Source organism: Paenibacillus sp. FSL R10-2778 (assembly GCF_038593035.1).
In the GTDB taxonomy this organism is placed as follows: domain Bacteria; phylum Bacillota; class Bacilli; order Paenibacillales; family Paenibacillaceae; genus Paenibacillus_AQ; species Paenibacillus_AQ odorifer.
Genome location: NZ_CP151956.1, coordinates 2,596,184 through 2,617,601 on the forward strand (window position 1 = coordinate 2,596,184; position 21,418 = coordinate 2,617,601).

25 protein-coding genes are annotated in these 21,418 nt (G+C 44.8%); 20 read left to right on the forward strand and 5 right to left on the reverse strand.

Translation table 11 applies throughout. The annotated features are described in order from the left end of the window. Positions 1-6: 6 nt before the first annotated feature. The gene (locus NST40_RS11245; protein WP_342410680.1) at positions 7-801 is read left to right on the forward strand and encodes a helix-turn-helix domain-containing protein; all 795 of its coding nucleotides are present in this window, start codon (positions 7-9) and stop codon (positions 799-801) included. A 73-nt stretch (positions 802-874) separates the two neighbouring features. On the opposite strand, the gene NST40_RS11250 is transcribed toward NST40_RS11245, so the two are convergent. Then, positions 875-1,843 (reverse strand): glycoside hydrolase family 43 protein, encoded by a 969-nt coding sequence (locus tag NST40_RS11250; protein ID WP_076130361.1) that lies wholly within the window; start codon positions 1,841-1,843, stop codon positions 875-877. Positions 1,844-2,000: 157 nt separating this feature from the next. After that, positions 2,001-3,029, reverse strand: coding sequence for a glycosyltransferase family 4 protein (locus NST40_RS11255; protein ID WP_342410681.1), 1,029 nt, complete (start codon positions 3,027-3,029; stop codon positions 2,001-2,003). A 141-nt stretch (positions 3,030-3,170) separates the two neighbouring features. Here NST40_RS11255 and NST40_RS11260 point away from each other — a divergent pair, with 141 nt between their 5' ends. Continuing rightward, entirely contained in the window at positions 3,171-3,680 is a 510-nt protein-coding gene (locus NST40_RS11260; protein WP_342410682.1) for a DinB family protein, read from the forward strand. A 66-nt stretch (positions 3,681-3,746) separates the two neighbouring features. On the opposite strand, the gene NST40_RS11265 is transcribed toward NST40_RS11260, so the two are convergent. After that, positions 3,747-4,544, reverse strand: a complete 798-nt coding sequence (locus NST40_RS11265) for a sugar phosphate isomerase/epimerase family protein (protein WP_256719099.1) — start codon at positions 4,542-4,544, stop codon at positions 3,747-3,749. A gap of 95 nt (positions 4,545-4,639) precedes the next feature. Beyond that, positions 4,640-5,548 (reverse strand): alpha/beta hydrolase, encoded by a 909-nt coding sequence (locus NST40_RS11270; protein WP_342410683.1) that lies wholly within the window; start codon positions 5,546-5,548, stop codon positions 4,640-4,642. A 381-nt stretch (positions 5,549-5,929) separates the two neighbouring features. Between NST40_RS11270 and NST40_RS11275 the strand changes: the two genes are divergently transcribed. The 10 genes from NST40_RS11275 to NST40_RS11320 all read left to right on the forward strand — a co-directional run bounded on the left by NST40_RS11275 (position 5,930) and on the right by NST40_RS11320 (position 16,712). Further along, on the forward strand, positions 5,930-6,430 hold the full coding sequence (locus NST40_RS11275) for a GNAT family N-acetyltransferase (RefSeq protein WP_342410684.1): 501 nt from the start codon (positions 5,930-5,932) through the stop codon (positions 6,428-6,430). A 216-nt stretch (positions 6,431-6,646) separates the two neighbouring features. After that, the gene (locus NST40_RS11280) at positions 6,647-8,716 is read left to right on the forward strand and encodes a bifunctional aldolase/short-chain dehydrogenase (protein ID WP_342410685.1); all 2,070 of its coding nucleotides are present in this window, start codon (positions 6,647-6,649) and stop codon (positions 8,714-8,716) included. A 40-nt stretch (positions 8,717-8,756) separates the two neighbouring features. Then, entirely contained in the window at positions 8,757-9,515 is a 759-nt protein-coding gene (locus tag NST40_RS11285; RefSeq protein WP_036689767.1) for a DeoR/GlpR family DNA-binding transcription regulator, read from the forward strand. Positions 9,516-9,541: 26 nt separating this feature from the next. After that, complete coding sequence (locus NST40_RS11290) at positions 9,542-10,270, forward strand: (Fe-S)-binding protein (RefSeq protein WP_036689769.1); 729 nt, start codon at positions 9,542-9,544, stop codon at positions 10,268-10,270. Next, a complete protein-coding gene (locus tag NST40_RS11295) occupies positions 10,267-11,820 on the forward strand; it encodes a LutB/LldF family L-lactate oxidation iron-sulfur protein (protein WP_076277958.1) in 1,554 nt (517 codons plus the stop codon). Before NST40_RS11290 ends, NST40_RS11295 begins: the two co-directional genes overlap by 4 nt. Further along, the gene (locus NST40_RS11300; protein WP_076277959.1) at positions 11,813-12,541 is read left to right on the forward strand and encodes a lactate utilization protein; all 729 of its coding nucleotides are present in this window, start codon (positions 11,813-11,815) and stop codon (positions 12,539-12,541) included. The genes NST40_RS11295 and NST40_RS11300 overlap by 8 nt, the downstream gene beginning before the upstream one ends. Before the next feature lie 26 nt (positions 12,542-12,567). Then, positions 12,568-14,058, forward strand: a complete 1,491-nt coding sequence (rhaB, locus tag NST40_RS11305) for a rhamnulokinase (RefSeq protein WP_256719100.1) — start codon at positions 12,568-12,570, stop codon at positions 14,056-14,058. 86 nt (positions 14,059-14,144) lie between these two features. Then, the gene (gene rhaA / locus NST40_RS11310; RefSeq protein ID WP_076218752.1) at positions 14,145-15,419 is read left to right on the forward strand and encodes an L-rhamnose isomerase; all 1,275 of its coding nucleotides are present in this window, start codon (positions 14,145-14,147) and stop codon (positions 15,417-15,419) included. Positions 15,420-15,579: 160 nt separating this feature from the next. Then, positions 15,580-16,218, forward strand: coding sequence for a Vat family streptogramin A O-acetyltransferase (locus NST40_RS11315; RefSeq protein WP_076130349.1), 639 nt, complete (start codon positions 15,580-15,582; stop codon positions 16,216-16,218). A gap of 116 nt (positions 16,219-16,334) precedes the next feature. After that, on the forward strand, positions 16,335-16,712 hold the full coding sequence (locus tag NST40_RS11320; RefSeq protein WP_081387669.1) for a YkvA family protein: 378 nt from the start codon (positions 16,335-16,337) through the stop codon (positions 16,710-16,712). Between the two features lie 16 nt (positions 16,713-16,728). Here the strand turns inward: NST40_RS11320 and NST40_RS11325 are convergent, their stop codons facing one another. Further along, positions 16,729-17,121 carry a helix-turn-helix domain-containing protein gene (locus tag NST40_RS11325; RefSeq protein ID WP_076130348.1) on the reverse strand — a complete coding sequence of 131 codons (393 nt, stop codon included), beginning with the start codon at positions 17,119-17,121 and terminating at the stop codon, positions 16,729-16,731. Between the two features lie 150 nt (positions 17,122-17,271). Between NST40_RS11325 and NST40_RS11330 the strand changes: the two genes are divergently transcribed. The 8 genes from NST40_RS11330 (at position 17,272) to NST40_RS11365 (ending at position 21,401) form a co-directional block, all read left to right on the forward strand. Continuing rightward, entirely contained in the window at positions 17,272-17,946 is a 675-nt protein-coding gene (locus tag NST40_RS11330; protein WP_076130347.1) for an NAD(P)H-dependent oxidoreductase, read from the forward strand. Between the two features lie 187 nt (positions 17,947-18,133). Continuing rightward, on the forward strand, positions 18,134-18,544 hold the full coding sequence (locus NST40_RS11335; protein WP_036689778.1) for a CidA/LrgA family holin-like protein: 411 nt from the start codon (positions 18,134-18,136) through the stop codon (positions 18,542-18,544). Next, positions 18,544-19,230, forward strand: a complete 687-nt coding sequence (locus tag NST40_RS11340) for an LrgB family protein (protein WP_076130346.1) — start codon at positions 18,544-18,546, stop codon at positions 19,228-19,230. The genes NST40_RS11335 and NST40_RS11340 overlap by 1 nt, the downstream gene beginning before the upstream one ends. Before the next feature lie 94 nt (positions 19,231-19,324). Next, entirely contained in the window at positions 19,325-19,504 is a 180-nt protein-coding gene (locus tag NST40_RS11345) for a hypothetical protein (RefSeq protein WP_036689781.1), read from the forward strand. Between the two features lie 166 nt (positions 19,505-19,670). Continuing rightward, positions 19,671-19,850 carry a hypothetical protein gene (locus NST40_RS11350; RefSeq protein ID WP_076218748.1) on the forward strand — a complete coding sequence of 60 codons (180 nt, stop codon included), beginning with the start codon at positions 19,671-19,673 and terminating at the stop codon, positions 19,848-19,850. Between the two features lie 165 nt (positions 19,851-20,015). Further along, a complete protein-coding gene (locus NST40_RS11355) occupies positions 20,016-20,582 on the forward strand; it encodes a putative ABC transporter permease (protein ID WP_076218747.1) in 567 nt (188 codons plus the stop codon). A 146-nt stretch (positions 20,583-20,728) separates the two neighbouring features. Beyond that, positions 20,729-21,205, forward strand: a complete 477-nt coding sequence (locus NST40_RS11360; protein ID WP_076186997.1) for a DUF523 domain-containing protein — start codon at positions 20,729-20,731, stop codon at positions 21,203-21,205. 49 nt (positions 21,206-21,254) lie between these two features. Then, positions 21,255-21,401 (forward strand): hypothetical protein, encoded by a 147-nt coding sequence (locus NST40_RS11365; RefSeq protein WP_155288116.1) that lies wholly within the window; start codon positions 21,255-21,257, stop codon positions 21,399-21,401. Positions 21,402-21,418: the final 17 nt, after the last annotated feature.

The following is a 21,418-nucleotide window of genomic DNA, read 5'->3' on the forward strand; positions in this document are numbered from 1 at the left end:
AATGCGATGGAAACAAACAGCATTCAAATTAGTTTGTGTGGATTTATCCGCCATACTCAGCCTTTTCGGCAACTATATCGCAGTGGGTTGGATACCTATATCATCAGGCTGCAAGCCGAAGGGGAATGTGAAGTCCTCATTGATGGAGAAATGACTACCGTAGTACCTGGGGATCTACTATTATTTAAGCCCTATGATATATATGATCTGAGAATCGGTGAAAAGAAAAGTCCTCTGGGACATAGTGTGGACTATTTTGTAATGTGTACAGGGGAATGGGTGGACCACTGGTGGAACGTGCGTGAGCGACCCAAAAAGGTAAGAATTGCGGATGATGGTAAGCTGCAAAGTATATGGCAACAGCTTGATCTGGAGAATAGAAGACTAGACGGGGGTAGCCCTGAAATACTTGAAGCGCTATTTAAAGCTTTATGTTTGCTGTTAGATCGGGCTATGGAAGAGGCACCTGCATCATCTTCGGCTTCACTTCTACACGGACTTAAGATGAAGAGTTATGTGGAGGAGCATGCTACTTCAGAGATCAGACTAAAGGACGTAGCCGCTCATGCTGGAATTAGTGTGACAAGGGCAGTGCATGTATTCAAAATCCAATTCGGTTATTCTATTATGCAATATGCGGGGCAAATCCGGCTTGCGATGGCACTGAGATTAATGGACAATACCAATTACACCTTAGAGCGTATAGCAGAGGAGACGGGGTTTGGAAGTTATACCTATTTTCACAGGGTGTTTCGGGAGCGTTATGGTGTCTCGCCAGGTATTTATCGAAAGAGAGAGTAGAAGGTTTAGCAGTAAAAAGAAGCTGCCCCATAAATCACAGAATAGGGCTTAGGGGCAACTCCTCGATTAGACGTTAATTATAGTAAGGCCAGCCAGCTGAATCCCATTCGAGATCACTGATTAACAATTTGGGTGCACCATTCTCGGCGACACTGTAAGCATGGCGGACGATAACGTTGGTTCCGTATATATCCTGTCCACCAGGACCCGCCCAAAAACTGTTGCCGCTATCGATGACCGTAGCCCCGCCATTTTTCATATCAGTACCGTCCTTTGCATAGAAAGGACCCAGTACGCTGGTTGAGCGTCCCACTGCAATTTTATAGGTGCTGTTTACGCCTGAGCAGCATTGGCCAATGGATACGAATAGATAATAATATCCGGTATTTGGATTGTAAACCATGCTGGAGCCTTCAATCCCCCCGGATTTAGTGGCAATGCGATAGGAGTTGCCCGTTGGCTTCATGGTTGTTTTGTTGATGGAGGTAATGTAAATCCCGTTGCTCCAGGAACCGAAGGTCATCCATAGGTTTCCGTTAGCATCTGCCGTAATGTTAGGATCAATGGCGTTATAATTGGAGGCGTCATTTGACGAGATAACGACACCTTGGTCCGTCCATTTTCCCCCGGAGATCGATTTAGTAGTTACTAAACCAATAGCAGACACTCTTGAGCCGAATGTGGAGATAGAATAATAGAGGTAATAGGTACCGTTATAGTAGAAAATTTCTGGAGCCCATACATCTAGCCCTTCTTGATTGGGAACATAAGAGCTCCACCAGGAGGGTTTCGAGTTATAAATCGGGAGGGAGCGAATATAGTTCGTTCCATCGTTTGAAAACATCACTTGGAGACCTGATCCCGTGCTGAATACCCAATGTGTGTTTCCCTCTTTGATATATGAAGGGTCGTGTACGTTGGTATCTCCAGTCAGATTCCAGGTTGCTGCATAAGCTTGCGATCCTGCTGAAAAAACAGTTGTAAAAAGCATTAAAAAAGACAACAATAACAACCGATAACCTTGCCTACCTTTTTTCGCCATATTCCTTCTCCTTTTAGTTTAGATTTCCCTAAAGTGTTTCATTATTTTGCGATTGATAACGCTTACATAATATCTTGTATTATTTCTCTAGTCAATGATTCTTTTGGATCAATAAAAAAGCAAATCTCGGCCATCGGAGACTTGCTTTTTTATATTTTTATAATAAATCTGTGATCGCTTGTTCAAATAATCTGACACTATTTTCCCAAGTCCATTTGCGCGAATATCTTTCCCCCTGCTCCGCTAATTTAGTTCTTAAGTTGGGATCACGTATTAAGCGGATGACATCTTCACCGAGCCGGTTCTCATATCGATAAGAGAGCAAACAGTTTTTCTTGTGATGGGCGTATTCCATATTCCCGCCCGAATATACACAGACTAACGCTGCTCCACAACGCATGGCCTCAAGTCCCGGTAAAGAGCCTGTATCAAAAATACTTGAGCTAACAAAAATATCCGCACCGTTATAGTGATAGCAGAGCTCCTCATCATTTGCTGGCGTAAAGAACCGATATTTTCCAGTAGCTTTCATTCTTTGGAGAATTTCTGAGGTGTTGAACTCGTCAGGCGGACTGATGAAGTTAATATTTACATCGGGATATTGGCTTTTTACGTAATCCAGCTGTTCTATAAGATAATCTTGCTCACGGTGCCAGGAGAAACCTCGTTCTGTTTTTCTTAATATAGCTGTTATGTTTAAAGGCTCTTGAAGACTGTGACGGATATTCATATTTTTAAAAGAGGAGCTAATGCCAATGGGTACGATACTGCCGGTGATACCATGATTTAAACGGATCAGTTCCTGCTGCCAACGTGATAAAACGATTAGATGCTCAGTGATGTGATAGGAGGGGAAGGAGCGTCCGTTATCCGGTAAAAAAGGTGGCTCATAACATAAAGATAAACGTACATGAACCCCTTTTCCTTGTTGGCTTGCTGCTTGGGCGATGGGGACAGTTGTAAAATAATTAGAAACAATGACGTCTCCGGGAGGAAAGTCATGCTCGTGAATATTCATATGTGAGGAGCGGATTACGTTTGCGCGCACATCATAAGAAATAGCGCCATCCACAGGCAAAAGGAGATTGACCTGATGACCCAAGTCTGTCAGCCCATTGGTGAGCTCTACTAGCATACGTTGTGCTCCGCCATGAGATAAGGTCAGAATAGGGAATGTGAATTGCATTGATAATCCCGTCCCTTCCAAGTTAGAGCTATAATATGAAAAAATATGATTCAATCGTTCCTTTTTTTATTTTATTCAGCTCCTATAGAAAAGTACCATTTATCAAGCTTATAAACAAAAGGAGAAGGAAGAGGGGTTAGTATGAGTGAAATCATTATCGAATGTATGAGAAGGCTCAATCAATCCTTGGGGTATGTGGAGCAAGCTGTAAATAAGCTAACGACCGAAGAGATCTGGTTTCGTCCAAAGTCAAAAATGAATGCCATTGGTAACCTATGCCTGCATATTGCGGGCAGCGAATATCAGCATCTGGTCAGCGGAATCGGCAATAAGCCAATAGAAAGAGATAGACCTAATGAATTTTTGACCAGAGGCGGTTATTCATCACAGGAATTATTGCAGTATATGCTAAAGGTCAGGGAAGAAAGCCGTTCGGTGGTGGGCAATTTGACGAAGGCTGATCTAGAACGGGAGGTCACCATTAGTTTCCCTGAGGGGGCTGGAATGGAGAATTATACTTGGAGTATTCAAAAGATTATGATCGGAGCGGCAGAGCATTATTCCTATCATACAGGTCAAATCGTATATGCCTCTAAATTGCTGCAGAAAGAGGATGATCATCTGCTCAATAACTGGAAGCATTATTTTTGAGCATAGATAAAGCTGGGGATAGATGCGCAGCTGCTGCTAACACCTATCCTCAGAAATGGATTTTTATTATGTTATAGGTGCAAGCTTCTTCAGTAAAGCAACGGTTTCATTAACCTCCAGATCCTTGATATCTTCTAATGACACATCGATCATTGGCTTATATTCTTGGAGTTTGCGCAGGAAAGCCTCGGTATGGAATACTCCGCTGCCTGCTTTTCCGTGGTATGCTTTTTCACCATCTTGATAGATATCTTTTAAATGCGCCAGAATGATACGGTCGCCGAATAATCTGAAGGAATCATCGACAATTTGATCCTGCAAATGCGCAGCCGTGCCAATAAAATTACAAGGGTCCAATACAACACCTATACAGCTTGATGGGACTTCATCTAAGATGCGGCGCATCTTGTCTGGTGTAGAAAGTGTATGTGTGCAGACCCCTTCTAGTCCTAGAAAAACGCCCCATTTTTCAGCTTCCTCTGCAAGTTCTTCTACAGTTGCCCTTAACGTATCCCAGCCGATAGCTTCGTAATGGATCGGATCTTGTGCTTGAAAAGTAGTCAGCGCACCTGTTTCTGTTGCCACCATAGGTGCGCCGAATTGGCGTGCATAACGAAGATGCTCTTTAAAACGATTGATCTCAGCTCTCCGGATGACAGGATCCGGATGAACAGGGTTGATGTAACAGCCCAAAACACCGATACGTATTCCTGCTTTGTCAAATTGTTCGCCAATATAGCTGGCAAGACCTGGACTTAGTTTACCGGTAGAAGTGTCGATGTCCTGAATGGCTTTGGATAATGCAAGCTGAACAAAATCGATATCATAATTCTGAAGGGTTGCAGTTAACGACTTGAGCGGCAAGCAGCCAAATGTGTGGGCCAGAGTTCCGTATCTGATGAGTAACCTCTCCTTTAATAGAGTAAGTATGAGTAATAACCTTCATAATAGTAACGCTTTCATAAGGATGCAAGTGATTTATCATTATCGCGGGTCAGGAAATTGATGATTTCAGTGTTGACTCTATCCGGTTGCTCATGATTAATGCCGTGTCCCGCACGGGGGATCACTTGGTAATGAAACTTTCCATCCTCTAAAATATCTATGAAATCCTTTGATTGTTTTAACGCGTGTTCTCCTACTAAAAAATAGAGCTTATCTCTGACGGCAACTGCGGCGTTTTTATCGTATTTTTGAAGCTTATGAACAAACATAGCTTGCTGATTATGAGCTCGCATTAAAAGGATTAGATGAGCAGCTACTTCTGGGTGATTGTCAAATAAAGGGGAGTCAGGCGCACTTAACTTCTTCAGCACTTTCAGTAAATTGCGATCCGTGGGAATCAGAATCTCTGGGAACATCATCATTAGCGTTTGCAGCATGGCTTTGATGGGTGTGGTGACCATTCCGCCTTCCAAACAAATCACACGGTTCACTTTGTCCGGTTGCTTGGTTGCATAATTAAAAGCAATATAGGCGCCATTTGACACCCCTGCAATATTAAAGATGTCAATGCTCAGATGTTTGGCTATTTCATTAATCCATTCCACCTGCTCAAACTTTTGTTTATTAAAGTGCGCATTAGGAATGCTTTTTCCGGGTCCGCCCAGAGTATCAATAGCAACGCAGTAAAAATGCCGCGATAATTCCTCGATGTTAAGGAGCCACATGACCACCGAGTTATCACCAACGCCATGAAACAGAAATAAAGGGGGATTACTCTTTTGCCCGGTAAGGATACAATGCGTCAGCCCATATGTGGTTGGGAGATCGAGCTCTTCAAGAGGAATAGGCCACTGATCAACTAGCTGTTGGTAGGATTGCCACACTCGTTCTTGCGCCTTGGCATTCTTAAAGCTATTTACCATCACAAACCTCCTTAGTGAAAATACAACATCTGTATCTTATTCCAATAAGTATACTACGAGAGTGGGGAAGGAGGAGCGCGCAATAGGAACATTCCTGTGAAAAGAAGGGTTCAGACCAGATAAGTGTATTTCATACAACTAAATTGCTACTTTACTCTCACTACGGTGAAATAGATGTACTTCGTACAACTATTTCTCTCGTATTTAGCTGATTCAGCTAAATTGGGCGAATTTAATTGCACAAAGTACACTTAACACATTAGGCGTGAGCATTGAAGTTCATTTTAGTTGTAGAATGTGCAATTAAATAATGCATGCCGGTCTCTTTTGCGGTAAATTTTGATAGGGAAGTTATTAATAACGTTCTAGGTGGGGATGATTATGCTCGTTGAGCTAAAGGAAGCTAGTGTTTCAGATGGACGCGATATTTTTGAGCTGATTGTGGAGATAGGTCCGGGGGAGAATGGATTCGTCAATAACGGATTTGATCTGGCTTACAGTCAATTTCCTGATTTCATCCGGGATCGGATAGCACTTTCACAAGGTGATAATCTTCCGCCACAGTATGTAGCACAAACCAACTACTGGTTACTGATTGACACTTATCCTGTTGGTGTCGGAAAACTAAGACATTCCTTAAATGATCAATTGAGGAAGTCCGGTGGACACATCGGTTATAGTATCAGACCCAGTGAAAGAGGAAAGGGTTATGGTACGATTTTTTTGGCAGAGCTGTTAAATAAAGCTGCGGACATGGGGATTGATAAGGTCATGCTGACTTGTGAGCCGGACAATATATCTTCGAGAAAGGTTATTGAAGCGAACAAAGGAATACTACATGGCATTGAGAATGAAAAATGTAACTACTGGATCACCCTTTAAGCTGGTGTGAAAAATAGGGGAGGAGTTGCCAAGAGGCAGCTCTTTTTTGTTATTCGCGATGTTATTGTAGTTCATCCAATGGAGATTCGTCTAAAATGTGAAAAAAAATTAAAATTTTGATGAAAGCGCTCTATTCAAACACAAACAAATAGTTTAAAATCAAAACAAACAAAAATAAACAAAAAAACAAACATTCAAAAACGGAGGTATTCACAAATGGTACAAAACTTATGGGATTCATCTCAGAAAACGAAATTAAACGGGGGATTGGATGCACTAGTGTTCCGCTCTAATCTGCTGGGCGAAGATCGCAGAGTCTGTAACTTTGGCGGAGGGAATACCTCCAGCAAAACGATAGAATTGGATTTTCGCGGGCGTGAGGTAGAAGTAATGTGGGTAAAGGGCAGCGGCTCTGACCTTGCTACGATGAAAGCAGGCAACTTTACCGGACTAAGGCTTCAGGATATTGCCCCGTTATTTGAACGTGATGAAATGCCAGATGAAGAGATGGTAGCTTATCTCGCAAATTGTATGATTGATCCTAAACATCCGCGTGCTTCTATCGAAACGTTACTGCATGCATTTTTACCTTTCAAGCATGTGGATCATACGCATCCAGATGCCATTATCAGTTTATGCTGCGCTCATAACGGTAAGAAAATTGCCCGTGAGATTTATGGGGATCGTTTCGTATGGGTGCCATACATCCGTCCAGGCTTCACTTTATCCAAAATGATTGCCGAAGGTGTGCTCGCAAACCCTAAAGCTGAATTAGTGCTGATGGAGAAACACGGTCTCGTGACTTGGGGGGATACACCTGAATCTTGTTATGCCAAAACAATCTCCATAATTAACGAAGCGGAAAGTTATATTGAAGAAAGAATTGAAGATCAGAACCTATTTGGCGGCCGCAAATCGGAAGCACTTCCGGAAGCAGAGCGGCGGGATGTAGCGGCGGCAGTGATGCCACTGATCAGAGGCGCGGTCAGCGATGAGCGTAAAATGATTTTGACCTTCGACGATGCGGAGGATGTGCTGCGTTTTGTAGGAGGGGCTGACTCGGAGAAGTTATCCGGTGTAGGCGCAGCTTGTCCAGATCATTTGGTACATACCAAAATGAAGCCGCTTTTTGTTGCGTGGGAGCCAAATACCAATGATATCGATGGCTTGAAGGCGAAGCTGAGCGAAGCGATTAGCGCTTATAAGGAGCAGTACAAAGCGTACTTCGACCGTAATAAACATGAAGGCGATGTAATGTTCGAGGCTGCGCCACGTGTGATCCTGATCCCTGGCGTGGGCATGATCAACACAGGTAAAAGCTGGAGCAATTCTAAGATCAGCGGAGCCTTGTATCACCGGGCGATTGCTGTTATGCGCGGAGCTACTGCGCTGGGAGATTTCGTCTCTCTTAGTGAGAATGAATCGTACAATGTGGAATATTGGCCCTTGGAATTATATAAATTATCCTTGGCTCCGGCAGAAGCGGAGTTCTCCCGTAAAGTTGCCTTTATTACAGGTGGTGCCGGGGGAATTGGGAGTGAGACGGCTCGTCGTTTAGTATCAGAAGGAGCGCATGTTGTATTGGCAGATCTCAATCTGGAGGGGGCACAAAAAGTAGCGGAAGAGATTAATGCTAAGTATGGTGAAAATCGTGCATTCGCCGTTAAAATGGACGTAACTCAGGAAGAGCAGGTAACTGCAGCTTATGCGGAGACAGCCCTTTTTTATGGCGGGGTCGATATTATTGTTAATAATGCTGGGCTTGCAACCTCCAGTCCGTTTGATGAGACTTCATTGAAAGAGTGGAATTTGAATATTTCTGTGCTGGGCACAGGATATTTTCTCGTTGCACGCGAAGCTTTTAAAGTGATGAAGGAGCAAAAAATCGGAGGCAGCATGGTATTCATCGGCTCCAAAAATTCTATTTTTGCAGGTAAAAGCGTCTCGGCTTACAGTTCTGCCAAGGCGCTCGAAGCCCATCTGGCCCGCTGCATAGCAGCTGAAGGTGGAGAGTTTGGCATCCGTGCCAATACGATTCTGCCCGATGCAATTCTACAAGGATCAGCCATCTGGAATTCGAACTGGCGTAATGAACGGGCGGCTGCTTACGGGATTGAGCCGGATCAATTAGAGGAGCATTACCGTAAACGCACGACGCTGCTAGTTAATATTTATCCACGTGATATTGCCGAAGGCGTTGCTTTTTTTGCTTCTTCCAAGTCAGAGAAAACTACGGGTTGTATGCTGACAATCGACGGTGGAGTGCCAGCAGCTTTTACTAGATAAGAAGTAGCTTGAATATAGATAGGGATAACGGAGGGAAATCATGCTGATTGCAGACAGATATGAACGAATCGTAGAACTAGTGAATGAACGCGGCAGCATCCGTGTCTCAGAATTGAGTACATTATGCCAAGTGACGGAAGAAACCATTCGCCGCGATCTGGATCGATTGGAAAAAGCGGGGCGGCTACTGCGTTCGCATGGCGGAGCAGTTAGCCTGCGTGACCGGCAACCGGAGACTCCTTATGCCGAACGAGAAATCATGAATGCAGCGGAGAAACAGCGGATTGCCCGTGAGGCGGTAATGATGATTAAGCCGGGCGATCGGATTTTACTGGATGCCAGTACAACGGCTTGGTATATGGCTTCGCATTTGCCGGATATGCCGCTCACTGTGTTGACCAATTCTACTAGAGTGGCAGCAGAGTTAAGCGGGAAGGAGCGGATCGAGGTCTTTTCTACAGGCGGGCAACTGAGCCGCAGATCAATGTCCTATGTGGGTCATTTAGCAGAACGTTCGCTTGAATTGTATCACGTGGATAAAATGTTTTTTTCCTGCAAAGGATTTCATCTCGAACGTGGCGCTAGTGAATCAAATGAGCTGCAAGCTATGGTGAAACGAAAGATGATTTCTATAGCGGAGCAAGTGATCTTATTATGCGATTCCAGTAAATTCGGAATTCAAGCGTTCACACATTTTGCGGCTCCTAGTGATGTGGATGTTCTAATAACGGATTACAGCCCTGTTGAAGAACAAATGAAGCAGTTGCAGAAGCTGAACATCGCAATAACGACGGTGTAGTAAATAGTTGTGCAGGAGGTGAAGGCATGAAGGTATCGATGTTTATAACTTGCGTCAGCGATGCCGTGTTCCCGAAGGTCGGGGAAGCCATGGCTCGTCTGCTGGCCAGATATGGCGTACAGCTGGAGTTCCCGGAGGTGCAGACCTGCTGCGGACAGCCTGCGTACAACAGTGGATATTGGAATGAAGCGCGGCAAGCTGCACTTACGATTCTGCAGGCCTTCGATGACAGTGATTTTGTCATTGCACCTTCCGGATCCTGTACGGGGATGCTTCATCATTACCCTAAGCTGTTTCAGGATGATCCGGTTAATCTGGTCAAGGCGCAGAATTTGCAACGTAAATCCTATGAATTCAGCCAGTTTATGGTGCAGGTGCTTGGCGTAACTGATCTAGGAGCAGTGTTTCCGCATAAGGTTACCTATCATCCTTCCTGTCATGGCACAAGGATTCTAGGGATTCGCGACGAACCTATGCAGCTTATGCAAAATGTGAAGGCGATGGAGCTGGTACCACTGCCTTTTGCTGAGGACTGCTGTGGGTTTGGTGGAACCTTTGCCGTGAAAATGTCTGATATCTCCGGGGCGATGGTCACTGAGAAATCAGATCATGTGCTGGAGACGGAAGCAGAAATCCTAACGGGTCTGGATATGGGTTGTCTGATGAATATTGCCGGGAATCTGCGTTACCGCCGCGAACCCGTTCGAGTTATGCATTTAGCAGAACTGCTATATGAGGGGGTGACTGATAAATGAGCCAAGCCACCACCAATTCCACGGCGAGTTCAGAGAATGGAAAGCCAGCAACAGTAAAAGAGCGTGCAGACTTGGCACTGAATAATGACTTTTTACGCAAGGCTGTTCGTTTTACCACGGAGAGACTGCGTGATGGAAAACAAAAAGCGGCTAACGATCATGGCCACTGGGAAGAGTGGCGTGAACGTGGGCGGCAAATCCGTCTACACACGATCGCCCATCTTGATTACTATTTGAACCTTTTTGCAGACAAGGCAAGAGCAAACGGCACACATATTCATTTTGCAGCAACGGGTGAAGAGGCTGTGAAGATTGCCCTTGAAATCGCGCAGCGAAAACAGGCAGCTTCTGTGGTCAAATCCAAATCAATGGTTACTGAGGAGCTGCATTTAAATAAGGCGCTGGAATCCATTGGTGTGGAGACCATAGAGACGGATCTGGGGGAGTATATTATCCAGCTTGCCGGGGAAACCCCGTCACATATCATTATTCCGGCGATTCATAAGAACCGCTACCAGATTGCCGAGCTGTTGTCCAAAGAGGCAGGGGAGGAGCTTTTGCCTGAAACTACTATCCTTGCTGGATTTGTACGGCGAAAGCTGAGAGAGAAGTTCCTTGATGCGGATATCGGAATGACTGGCTGTAACTTTGCTATTGCAGAGACGGGTTCGATGGTGCTGTTCGAGAATGAAGGCAACGCCCGTATGGTCACCACTTTACCGAAAACACAAATTACCCTGATGGGGATGGAGCGGATTATTCCTTCGTGGAGTGATCTTGAAGTGATGGCTACATTGTTGCCTCGTTCGGCAACAGGGCAGAAGTTAACGGTATATATGTCGGGTATTTCTGGTCCCCGCAGAACCAACGATGGTGATGGGCCGGAAGAGCAGCATATTATTATTCTTGATAATGGCCGATCTGAGCAGCTAGGCGATCCTGAGTTTCAGGAGCTGCTGAATTGCATCCGCTGTGGAGCTTGTCTGAATGCTTGTCCTGTCTACCGTCATATTGGCGGTCATGCATATGGGGGAACGTATAGCGGACCTATAGGAGCGGTGTTGACCCCGGCGCTGAATAAAAATGTAGATCAATGGGATGACATCGCCTCAGCCTCTAGCCTGTGCGGAGCATGTTATGAAGCCTGTCCGGTCAAAATTCCTCTGCATGATATGCTCATCTATTTACGGCGGCGGAAGGTTGAACGTGGTTATGGGGATAAGGCAGAAGGTCTCGGCATGAAGGGTTTTGGGGCGATTATGGCGAAGTCACAGCGATTTAGTAATGTGATGAAGGTAGGTAGAATCGGGCAAAAGCTGCTCGTGCGAGACGGAGGAATTCCGTCGAAACTGGGGCCGCTGAAAGGCTGGAACAATTATCGGATCGCCCCGAAGCTGGCAGATCAATCCTTCCGTGAGAGCTGGAAGGGGCTGCAACAGGAGCTAGACAAGAACAGTCGCGAAATGGACCCGGCGATACAGAAGCGAATGGAAGATTTACTAGCGAAGCGGAAGCGGGAAGAGCTGGAAGGAGAGGCCGGGCATGACTGAAGAGACGCACAGTAACTGGTTGGAACGTATGGAGCAGGATTCACGTGAAAAGCAGCAGGGATTCATGAATGATATCGCTCGCCGCCTGAAGCGGCCGAGAATTACTGAAGCTCCCGCACACCCTTTTCGCGGCGCACCGCAGTACTGGCAGCAATTCAAGTGGAGTCCGGAGGAAAGGATTGAACAATTTACGGCGAATTTTCAAAGCGCCGGTGGCCATGTATTTCGTGTGCAGGATATGGATGAAGCCAAGGCTTTTATCGTCAGCAAAGCGGATGAGATGCTCGCACGGTATATTCTCCGGCAAAATGTCACCGAGCTAGCAGCACTTCGACTAGAGGAGGAACTCACAGATACACGGGTGTCTGTCTGGAATACGGATGATCAGGAGGCATGGAAAGCTAGGGCAGCCGAGGCTGATATTGGAATTGTGATTGCGGATTATGCAGTTGCCTATACAGGCTCCATTACTGTGCTGTCCTCTGAGGATAAAGGCCGTTCAGTCAGCTTATTGCCTACCGCATTAATTGCCATCGTTCCATTGGAGCGGCTGAAGACTCGTCTCGGTGAGGTGCTTATTGATTTTGATGAAGCTGGGCCGTCGGGGCTGCCGGCGGGCATTCATTTTATCTCCGGACCTAGCCGTTCAGCGGATATTGAGAATGATCTGACGATAGGCGTGCATGGTCCAGGAATCGTATTCGCTTTGCTAGTAGGCTGATAGGAGATAAGGAGTGTTGTATAGGGATGAATACACAAGCTCATAATCAAATGCAGAAGCATATTGCTGTTGATATCGGAGCCTCTAGTGGGAGAGTGGTCTGTGGAACCTTGCAGCAGCCGGGAGGAACCCTGTCTATAGAAGAAATTCATCGCTTCAGTAATGGATTCGCTGAACAAAATGGTAATCTTTATTGGGATATAGATTATTTAGTTGCTGAAATCGTCAAAGGCTTACAGCACGCCAAGGTTAGAGGGATCGAGCGCTGCACCGTGGGCATCGATACTTGGGGTGTCGATTATGTACTTCTCGATCAGGAGGGAGCGCGGATCCATGAGGTTTTTTCTTATCGTGACTCCCGAACGGATGGAGCGATAGAGAGGCTGCATCGTAACATCTCAACTGAAAGCGTTTACGGAAAAGTGGGGATACAATATCTCCCGATTAATACGTTGTATCAGCTGTTTGTGCATGATCAGGCGGAGCTGGAAGCTGCACATTCCATCCTCCTGGTTCCTGATTATCTTTATTATCGGCTTACGGGTCGCAAGATTAGTGAAGTGACGATAGGTTCCACCTCTGGGATGCTGAATCTTCACACTCGTGATTACGATGAGGATCTTCTGTCGGTGCTTGGTCTTTCAAAAGAGCAATTCCCTCCCTTAACAGAACCTGGGGAACCCGTTGGGAGGTTGACGGAAGACTTGGCGGCTCGCGGCGATCTTCCAGATTGCAAGTTCATAGCAGTAGCCTCTCATGATACAGCATCAGCTGTACTAGGGGTTCCGGCAAACAGCGAGAAATGGGGATTTCTCAGTAGTGGTACTTGGTCACTCATCGGGGTGGAACGGAGTTCAGCCATCACTAGTCCAGAGGCTATGTTACGCAACTATACGAATGAATGGGGAGCCTACGGATCATTCCGGTTTCTTAAAAACATTATGGGCATGTGGTTGATTCAAAAGGTTCGTGAGGAGTACGGCGGACAATACAGCTTCGGCGAGCTGGTAGAGCTGGCAGCACAAGAAATCCCTTTTAGATCGATCATTTATTGCAATGATGAACGGTTCATGAATCCACAGAGCATGATTGACGAGATCCGCAGCTATTGTGTGGAAGCAGGACAGTTGGTCCCTCAAACACCTGGGGAAATGGCTCGATGTGTATTTGATAGTCTTGCTTTATCATATTATTTCTACATTCAGGATCTCCAGCAATTGACGGGTGACAACTTAGAGAGGTTGCATATCGTTGGCGGAGGTGCGAATAACGGCCTGTTGTGTCAGATTACGGCAGATCTGTTGGAGATGGAAATTCACGCCGGACCAACGGAATCTACGGCATTAGGCAATCTGGTGGTGCAGATGATCAGCACGGGTGCTGTAACTGATCTTCAAGAGGCGAGAGAAATTATAAGTCGTTCATTCCAAGTAACATCTTATATACCGAAGGGGATGGACCCCACGACCAAAAAAGCGGCTTTGGCACAGTTCGCCCGGCTGCAGGTCGTTAATTAGTAGCTTCGTTTTGCGGAACGCGAGCTAAGAAGAGGCAAAAATGCCTCATCTAAAACACACTAAGTTAAAAATCAGGAGGCTCAAACATGGAGCAGAGTAAAGAGAGCTTACAGAGCATTCAGAACAGCTACAATGAAGCGAAAAAGCTTTACGCACAGCATGGGATCGAAGTAGATAAGGTGTTGGAGCAGCTAGCGGAAATTAAGATTTCTTTGCATTGTTGGCAAGGTGATGATGTGAAGGGTTTTTTGAATAAGGAAAAAGAACTGAGCGGCGGGATCGCAGTCACCGGAAGTTACCCGGGGCGGGCCGGGAATCCGGAGGAGCTGCGCCGGGATTTGGAACAGGCTCTAGCACTCATCCCAGGGCAACATAAAATAAATTTACATGCTATTTATGCGGATACAGAAGAGACTGTAGATCTCGACGCGTTAGAGCCTAAGCATTTTGAGCGCTGGGTGAGCTGGGCCAAAGAGCAGGGACTCGGATTGGATTTCAATCCTACCTGTTTTTCTCATGAAAAAGCAAATGATGGCTTCACATTGAGTCACCCAGATCCTGAGATCCGCAACTTCTGGATCGCTCATTGCAAGGCCTCACGTCGAATCGCCGAGTCCTTTGGTCAAGCATTAGGTCAGCCTTGTGTCACTAATTTTTGGGTTCCAGATGGTTATAAAGATACGCCGATCGACCGCTTGTCACCAAGGGTACGGCTTCAGCAGTCACTCGATGAAATCTTCAGCGAGGAAATCGATCAGCAATATAACATTGATGCTGTAGAAAGTAAGCTGTTTGGTATTGGTTCGGAAAGTTACGTGGTTGGCTCACATGAATTCTATATGGGTTATGCGCTAAGCCGGGGTAAGGCGGTGTGCTTCGATGCTGGGCATTTCCATCCAACCGAGACGATTTCGAATAAGCTGTCTTCCTGGCTGCTGTTTGGGGATCAATTACTGCTGCATGTTAGCCGTCCAGTACGCTGGGATAGTGATCATGTGGTAACTATGGACGATGAGCTGCTCGAGATTGCCCGTGAACTGGTTCGTGGTCAGTTTCTGGACAGAACGCATATTGGATTAGATTTTTTTGACGGAAGCATCAATCATGTTGCTGCTTGGGTGATCGGAACACGAAATACATTAAAAGCTTTGCTTCGTGCTATGCTGGAGCCAATCGAGCAATTGAAGCAAATTGAGCTGGATGGAGATTACACTTCAAGACTTGCCTTGGTCGAGGAATTTAAATCGTATCCGTTTGGAGCCATTTGGGATTATTATTGTGCGAAGAATGGCGTACCGGTCCGGGAAAGCTGGCTAAATGAAGTGAAACAGTATGAGGCTGAGGTTTTATCGAAAAGATAGAGGTAGAAGTAGAAGCAGAACGAGCTTTAACAATATAAGTAGATAAAAGATAGGCGGTTACCGGCAGGTAGCCGCCTTTTTATGTTTATGAATCGTACATGATTTGAATTCAGCTCTGATCTCTGCTATGTTTTATCCAAAAGAGAGCGAGGCGCAAACTATGAAACAATATGGACCGAACCCGAATACGCTCTATCCCAATGAACAAATTAAAAGTATCTGCTATATAAAAAATGCGATTACAAGAGACAATATCATTGTTGGCGATTATACCTATTATGATGATATAAACGGTGCAGAGAAGTTTGAGGAACGTGTGACTCATCATTATGATTTTATTGGCGATAAGCTTATTATTGGAAAATTCTGCGCGATTGCCAAAGGCATTGAATTTGTCATGAATGGCGCCAACCACCGGATGAATTCGGTTTCGACCTATCCGTTTAACATCATGGCCCATGGCTGGGAACAGGCGGTCCCGGATTTAAAAGATCTGCCGCTAAAAGGTGATACAGTCATCGGAAACGACGTTTGGATTGGACAAAATGTTACGGTTATGCCAGGTGTGCATATTGGAAACGGAGCAGTTATCGCAGCCAATTCTACAGTTGTAAAGGATATCCCGGCGTATAGTGTAGCTGGAGGAAATCCCTGCAAAGTGATTAGACAACGTTTTGATGATGAAATGATCGAATATCTTGAAGCGCTGAAGTGGTGGGATTGGGATGCTGAGCGAATCTTTAAGAATCTTGAAGTGTTATGCAGCAGCGATTTAACGAAAATCAAAGCGATCAATTAATCGTAAGTAGGTTCAGGATACGGACTTTAGTTTATCTTAAAGATATAAACCTCAATTGAGGGAATACTTTAGGTATAGGTATGTACGTCATATGAACCTTTCGGAGGGAACCGGCAATGAAGAAAGATAAGGTCAAGAATAGCATGGAGCTCACTGCAGAGGAATTTCCATATAGCAAAGAAAATGAGGAAATGGTAACGAAAAATTTTTGGACGAAAACTAAAAAGTTTGCAGGCAAAATTCCATTTACTAAAGATGCTATCGCGATGTATTATTGTGCCGTCGACGCTAAAACACCTTTATGGGCGAAAGGAATTGCTTTCGGTGCATTGGCTTATTTTATTTCTCCTATAGATGCTATACCCGATGCGATTCTAGGCCTTGGATTTACAGATGATGCAGCGATTATCGCAGCAGGCATTAAAGCGATATCCGGTCAGGTAACCAACGAACATAAGGAAAAAGCTGCAGCGTTTTTTAATGGGGAAAAATAAAAGGTGCAGCATTGAGCTACACCGTAATATCTGTACCTTCAGGACAGCTTTCTGCGGAAAGCTGTTTTGTTTTGTACACCTCGCCCCAATCTTTCATGAGTTTAATAATAGGAATCAGTGTCTTGCCGAATTCAGTTAAAGAGTATTCGACTTTTGGGGGAACCTGATGGTAGACCTCACGGTGTACAACCCCATCCTCTTCCAACTCTCTTAGTTGCAGGGTCAGCATACGTTGGGTAATACCCGGGCAGATCCGGCGGAATTCGTTAAAACGTTTCGTGCCATCAATCAAGTGATAGATGAGAATTCCTTTCCATTTGCCTCCTATAACGTCCAGTGTAAATTCCACAGGGCAAGCTTCTTTGTTGCTTTCCGGGAAATTTCCGAAGCCACCTTTTCGGTCACGCATAGCTGTTCAACTCCCATGGTATCATTTTGTATACTACATAACATTATTGTGCGTACTTTTAAAGAAGTGATATATACACTAATATTAAGCATGTGATCGGCAAACAGTCAAATGCTCGTCGATGCTAACCAAGTAAAGGGAGTGTTACTCATGGATACTTTATCGTTAAACAAGAATGAAATCCTGTCTGCATATCAGTTCAGACATGCAACTAAAGAATTCGATAGCCATAAAAAAATTAGTGAATCGGACTTTCAATTTATTCTGGAAACTGGACGATTGTCACCAAGTTCATTCGGATTCGAGCCTTGGCGTTTTGTGGTAGTACAAAGTCCGGAAGTACGTGAAAAATTACGTCCTTATGCCTGGGGCGCACAAAAGCAATTGGCAACCGCAAGCCATTTTGTGCTTATTCTCTCACGTCTTCCTAAAGATATGGCTGCTGACTCCGATTATATTAAAGGGATCATGGAGAATGTGCAGGAGTTGCCTCCGCAAGGAATGGAAGGAAAACGTAAAGTTTTTGATAAGTTCTTGAAGGTTGATTTCGGACTGATGGAGAATGAGCGGGCAATGTTCGAATGGAGCTGCCGGCAGACTTATCTGGCGCTTGGGAATATGCTGACTTCAGCTGCGTTAATCGGGATCGACTCCTGCCCAATGGAAGGTTTTGATAAAGCTAAGGTTGAGCAGATTCTGGAAGAAGAAGGGATTTTGGACGCTGAGCATTTTGGAATCTCCTGTATGGCAGCTTTCGGATATCGCCTGAACGAACCACGTGGTAAGACGCGTCAAGGTGCAGAGCAAGTGATTCAGTGGGTTTAACGAAATTGAATCTTAATCTTTGAGCCTGTAAAGTCTCTGTATTCTGGGGATTTTGCAGGTTTTTTTGCGATATTTCTTATAAGATTCAAAAAGTAATTGAAAGTTTCATGAAAACTCTGATACCCTTATGAAGGTGACTCCATATTAGCGCTATCGCTTTAACTTAATAATGAAGGGATCCTGCATCATGAAAATCATTCGCATTATTATCCAAGTGTTCCTGCTATATTTGTTCTACTTGGCTGGGGACTATCTGCAAAAGCAACTGCATCTCCCCGTTTCCGGGAGTATCGTAGGATTACTGTTACTTTTTGTTCTATTGCTATTCAGGGTCGTGCCTGTGAAGTGGATTGAAGAGGGTGCTACAACGATATTAGCTTACCTTCCGTTATTTTTTATTCCAGCGACAGCTGGGATCGTGAATCATATGGATATCTTTAGTGGTAGAGGTTTACTATTAATCCTAATCCTTATCGTTAGCAGTGTTCTCACGATTGCCGCAGCTGCACATTCTAGCCAATGGCTTACTAGCGTAAACAACAAGCTGAAAGCGGGATGGAGCGGCAAGAGACTAAGCGAAAAGGGGAAGGAAATATAATGTTTTTTATCGCAACAGGTATTGTACTGCTTAACGTAGCTATTTATTTGATGATGTCAGTAGTATATAGACGATTTCGTATTCCTGTACTTATTCCCGCGCTTACAGCAACAGTGATTGTTGTAACTTTACTACTATATTTTCATATTCCGTATGATACATATATGATAGGCGGCAAATGGATTAATCAGCTGCTCGGTCCTGCTGTAGTATCGTTAGCCTACCCATTATATAAACAACGTAATGTGTTGATTGAGAATCTCCCGGCAATTCTGGGCGGAGCCATTGTAGGTCTGCTTATAGGGATGTTTAGTGGACTGCTTTTGGCGGCAGGTCTAGGCTTCTCTAAATTATATGTTTTATCTTTATTACCTAAATCGATCACTACACCTGTAGCGATACAGATCTCGAACAGCTTAGGTGGGGACTCTTCTTTAACCTCTGTATTTGTTATGATTGCTGGATTTACAGGTGCGATTGGCGGACCTTTTATCATCAAACTGTTTAGAATTCGTAGTGAGGTTGGAATCGGAATTGGTCTAGGAACCGCTTCACATGCTCTAGGAACAGCAAAGGCCTTGGAATATGGTGAACAATCCGTTTCGATGAGCTCGGTTGCGATGACTGTTTGCGCCGTAGTTGGCTCTTGTATCGGCCCACTTGTAGCGTGGATGATGTACCCTTAAATTATTCTTTTAATTGGACTATGTTTGCAAAACACTCCATCGGGTAACTATAACTAAGGAACAAAAAAAGCAAAGCACCTGAGGAGGATTTCACATGTCCGATCACACACAAGATGAAGCGGAAATCCGCAACAAGGAAAATAAAGAAGGCGATTCATTAGCTGAAATTAAGAAGATGGAGAACGGTGTAGACATCGAGCCAGAGGCAGATGAGTGGGTAGCCAAACCCGCTGAATCCTCACACCCAGATCCGCTTCCCGATAATTTGGAGTAAATGATTCGGAAGACAGGCTGTCCTTTAGGGGACAGTCTGTTTTTGTTGATGATATACTTAAGTATTGTATAATAAATAAAAGTACAACCTCATCAGAGTGTTTTCTCCAAGTTCGTCTTAGCTTTTCGCAAATTTCACAGATCTTTGCCAACAGGGAGGAAATGGAATGCGTAGTCGGAATGAGAACAGCCGTTACCGGCAAAAACGTGGTGAGGCTCTAGCAGGAAACTTTGAGAAAAAGTACGGTTCAAACTTTGGCGTACGCAGTGAGCTTAAGATGGATGCACTGAAGAAACCAAACGACGATCAGTTGCTGACGACACCTCATGAAGAAGAGCATAAATAATTAGAAGGTAACAAGTGGGAGACTTTTACTCCTGGAATTCTGGAATAGAGGCATAACCTTTTGGGTTATGTCTTTTTTTGTGCGCATATTTCCAGAACGATCAAGACATAATAGGGCCGGATGGACAACTAAGAAAATAATGACAACGGGAGGCGAGATTAGGTCATGATTATTCCTATATTTTCGTTAAGTGGAGATATAGCAGTTACTGTGGTGGGCCAATACTTTTTTTATTTTATGGTCTATTCCTTTTTAGGTTGGGTATTGGAAGGGACCTATAATCTATACAGTAATGGAAGCTTTCGCAAAGAAGGATTTCTAAAAGGTCCATTTAAGCCGATGTACGGCTTTGCTCCACTATTGCTATTGATTGCTCGAGATTTGACGCTGCCACTTCCGCTTTTCCTATTTCTTGCGCTAATCATTCCTTCTGCTGTAGAATTTATAAGCGGTTGGCTGTTAAAAACGGTATTCCATAAGCAATGGTGGGATTACTCAGGAATGTCTTATCAACTGCAAGGGCATGTTTGCCTGCGTTTTTCTCTATATTGGTGGGGGCTTTCAGTAGCTAGTGTCTATGTAATTCAGCCGCTTATGGAGCTTTTATATTCGGGTGTTCAGCCTATTTGGAAATTCGTGCTTCCGATCGTGGGGTTCTACTTTATGGCGGATTTATTATGGACCTGCTGGAGCCGGTATCGGATGGAGAAAACCCCTCAATATCAGAAATAATGGTTTTCTATATGTGTACTACGAGTCTTCTTTTGTGTATCAAGCACAAACATTTCGTGGACAGGCATTTCGATATTGCATATCCGTTTCTAGTCATAAATAATATAGCAATATATTAAATACTAGACGGACTGGTGGCGATAACGATGACAGGGAAGATTCTAGTGAGCGCATGTCTGTTAGGGCATAAAGTACGTTATGATAATGGCGATGTTCCGTGTCTCGATGCCCGATTCCTAAAGTGGTATGAGGAAGGGCGTTTTGTCCATATTTGTCCAGAGGTAGTGGGAGGTTTGCCAACCCCTCGTCCTGACGCACAGCGGCAAGGGGATCGGGTAGTGACGGGGGCAGGCGTCGATGTTACGGAGCCATTTATGAAGGGGGCTCAAGCCACACTAAAGCTGGCTAGGGAACATCAGGTTGCATTAGCTATTTTAAAACAAGACAGTCCTTCATGCGGAAGCCTGTATATTTATGATGGAACCTTTAAAGATACGAAAGCACCGGGAGAGGGCACCACTACGGAGCTGTTGAGGAAAAATGGGTTTAAAGTATTTGGCGAAGATCAGCTGGATGAAGTCGAGCAGGAACTCGCACGTATGGACGGGCAGGGCATTCTTTAAGTAATAAATAGGCTGCAGGATACATAGTGTGTATAAGGGGAACGAAGCAGTGTCCTTGGGAGAGGAAATGCCGTCCGATGAGCCATCCTTCATTTGGGATAGGAGGCGGACGCAGATGAGTATTGATCAGCTCATTGCTTTGCTCGTTCTTGTCATTATGATCGTACAGCTTGCTGGCACAAAAGGTAAACACTAAGACTCACCTCATTGTAA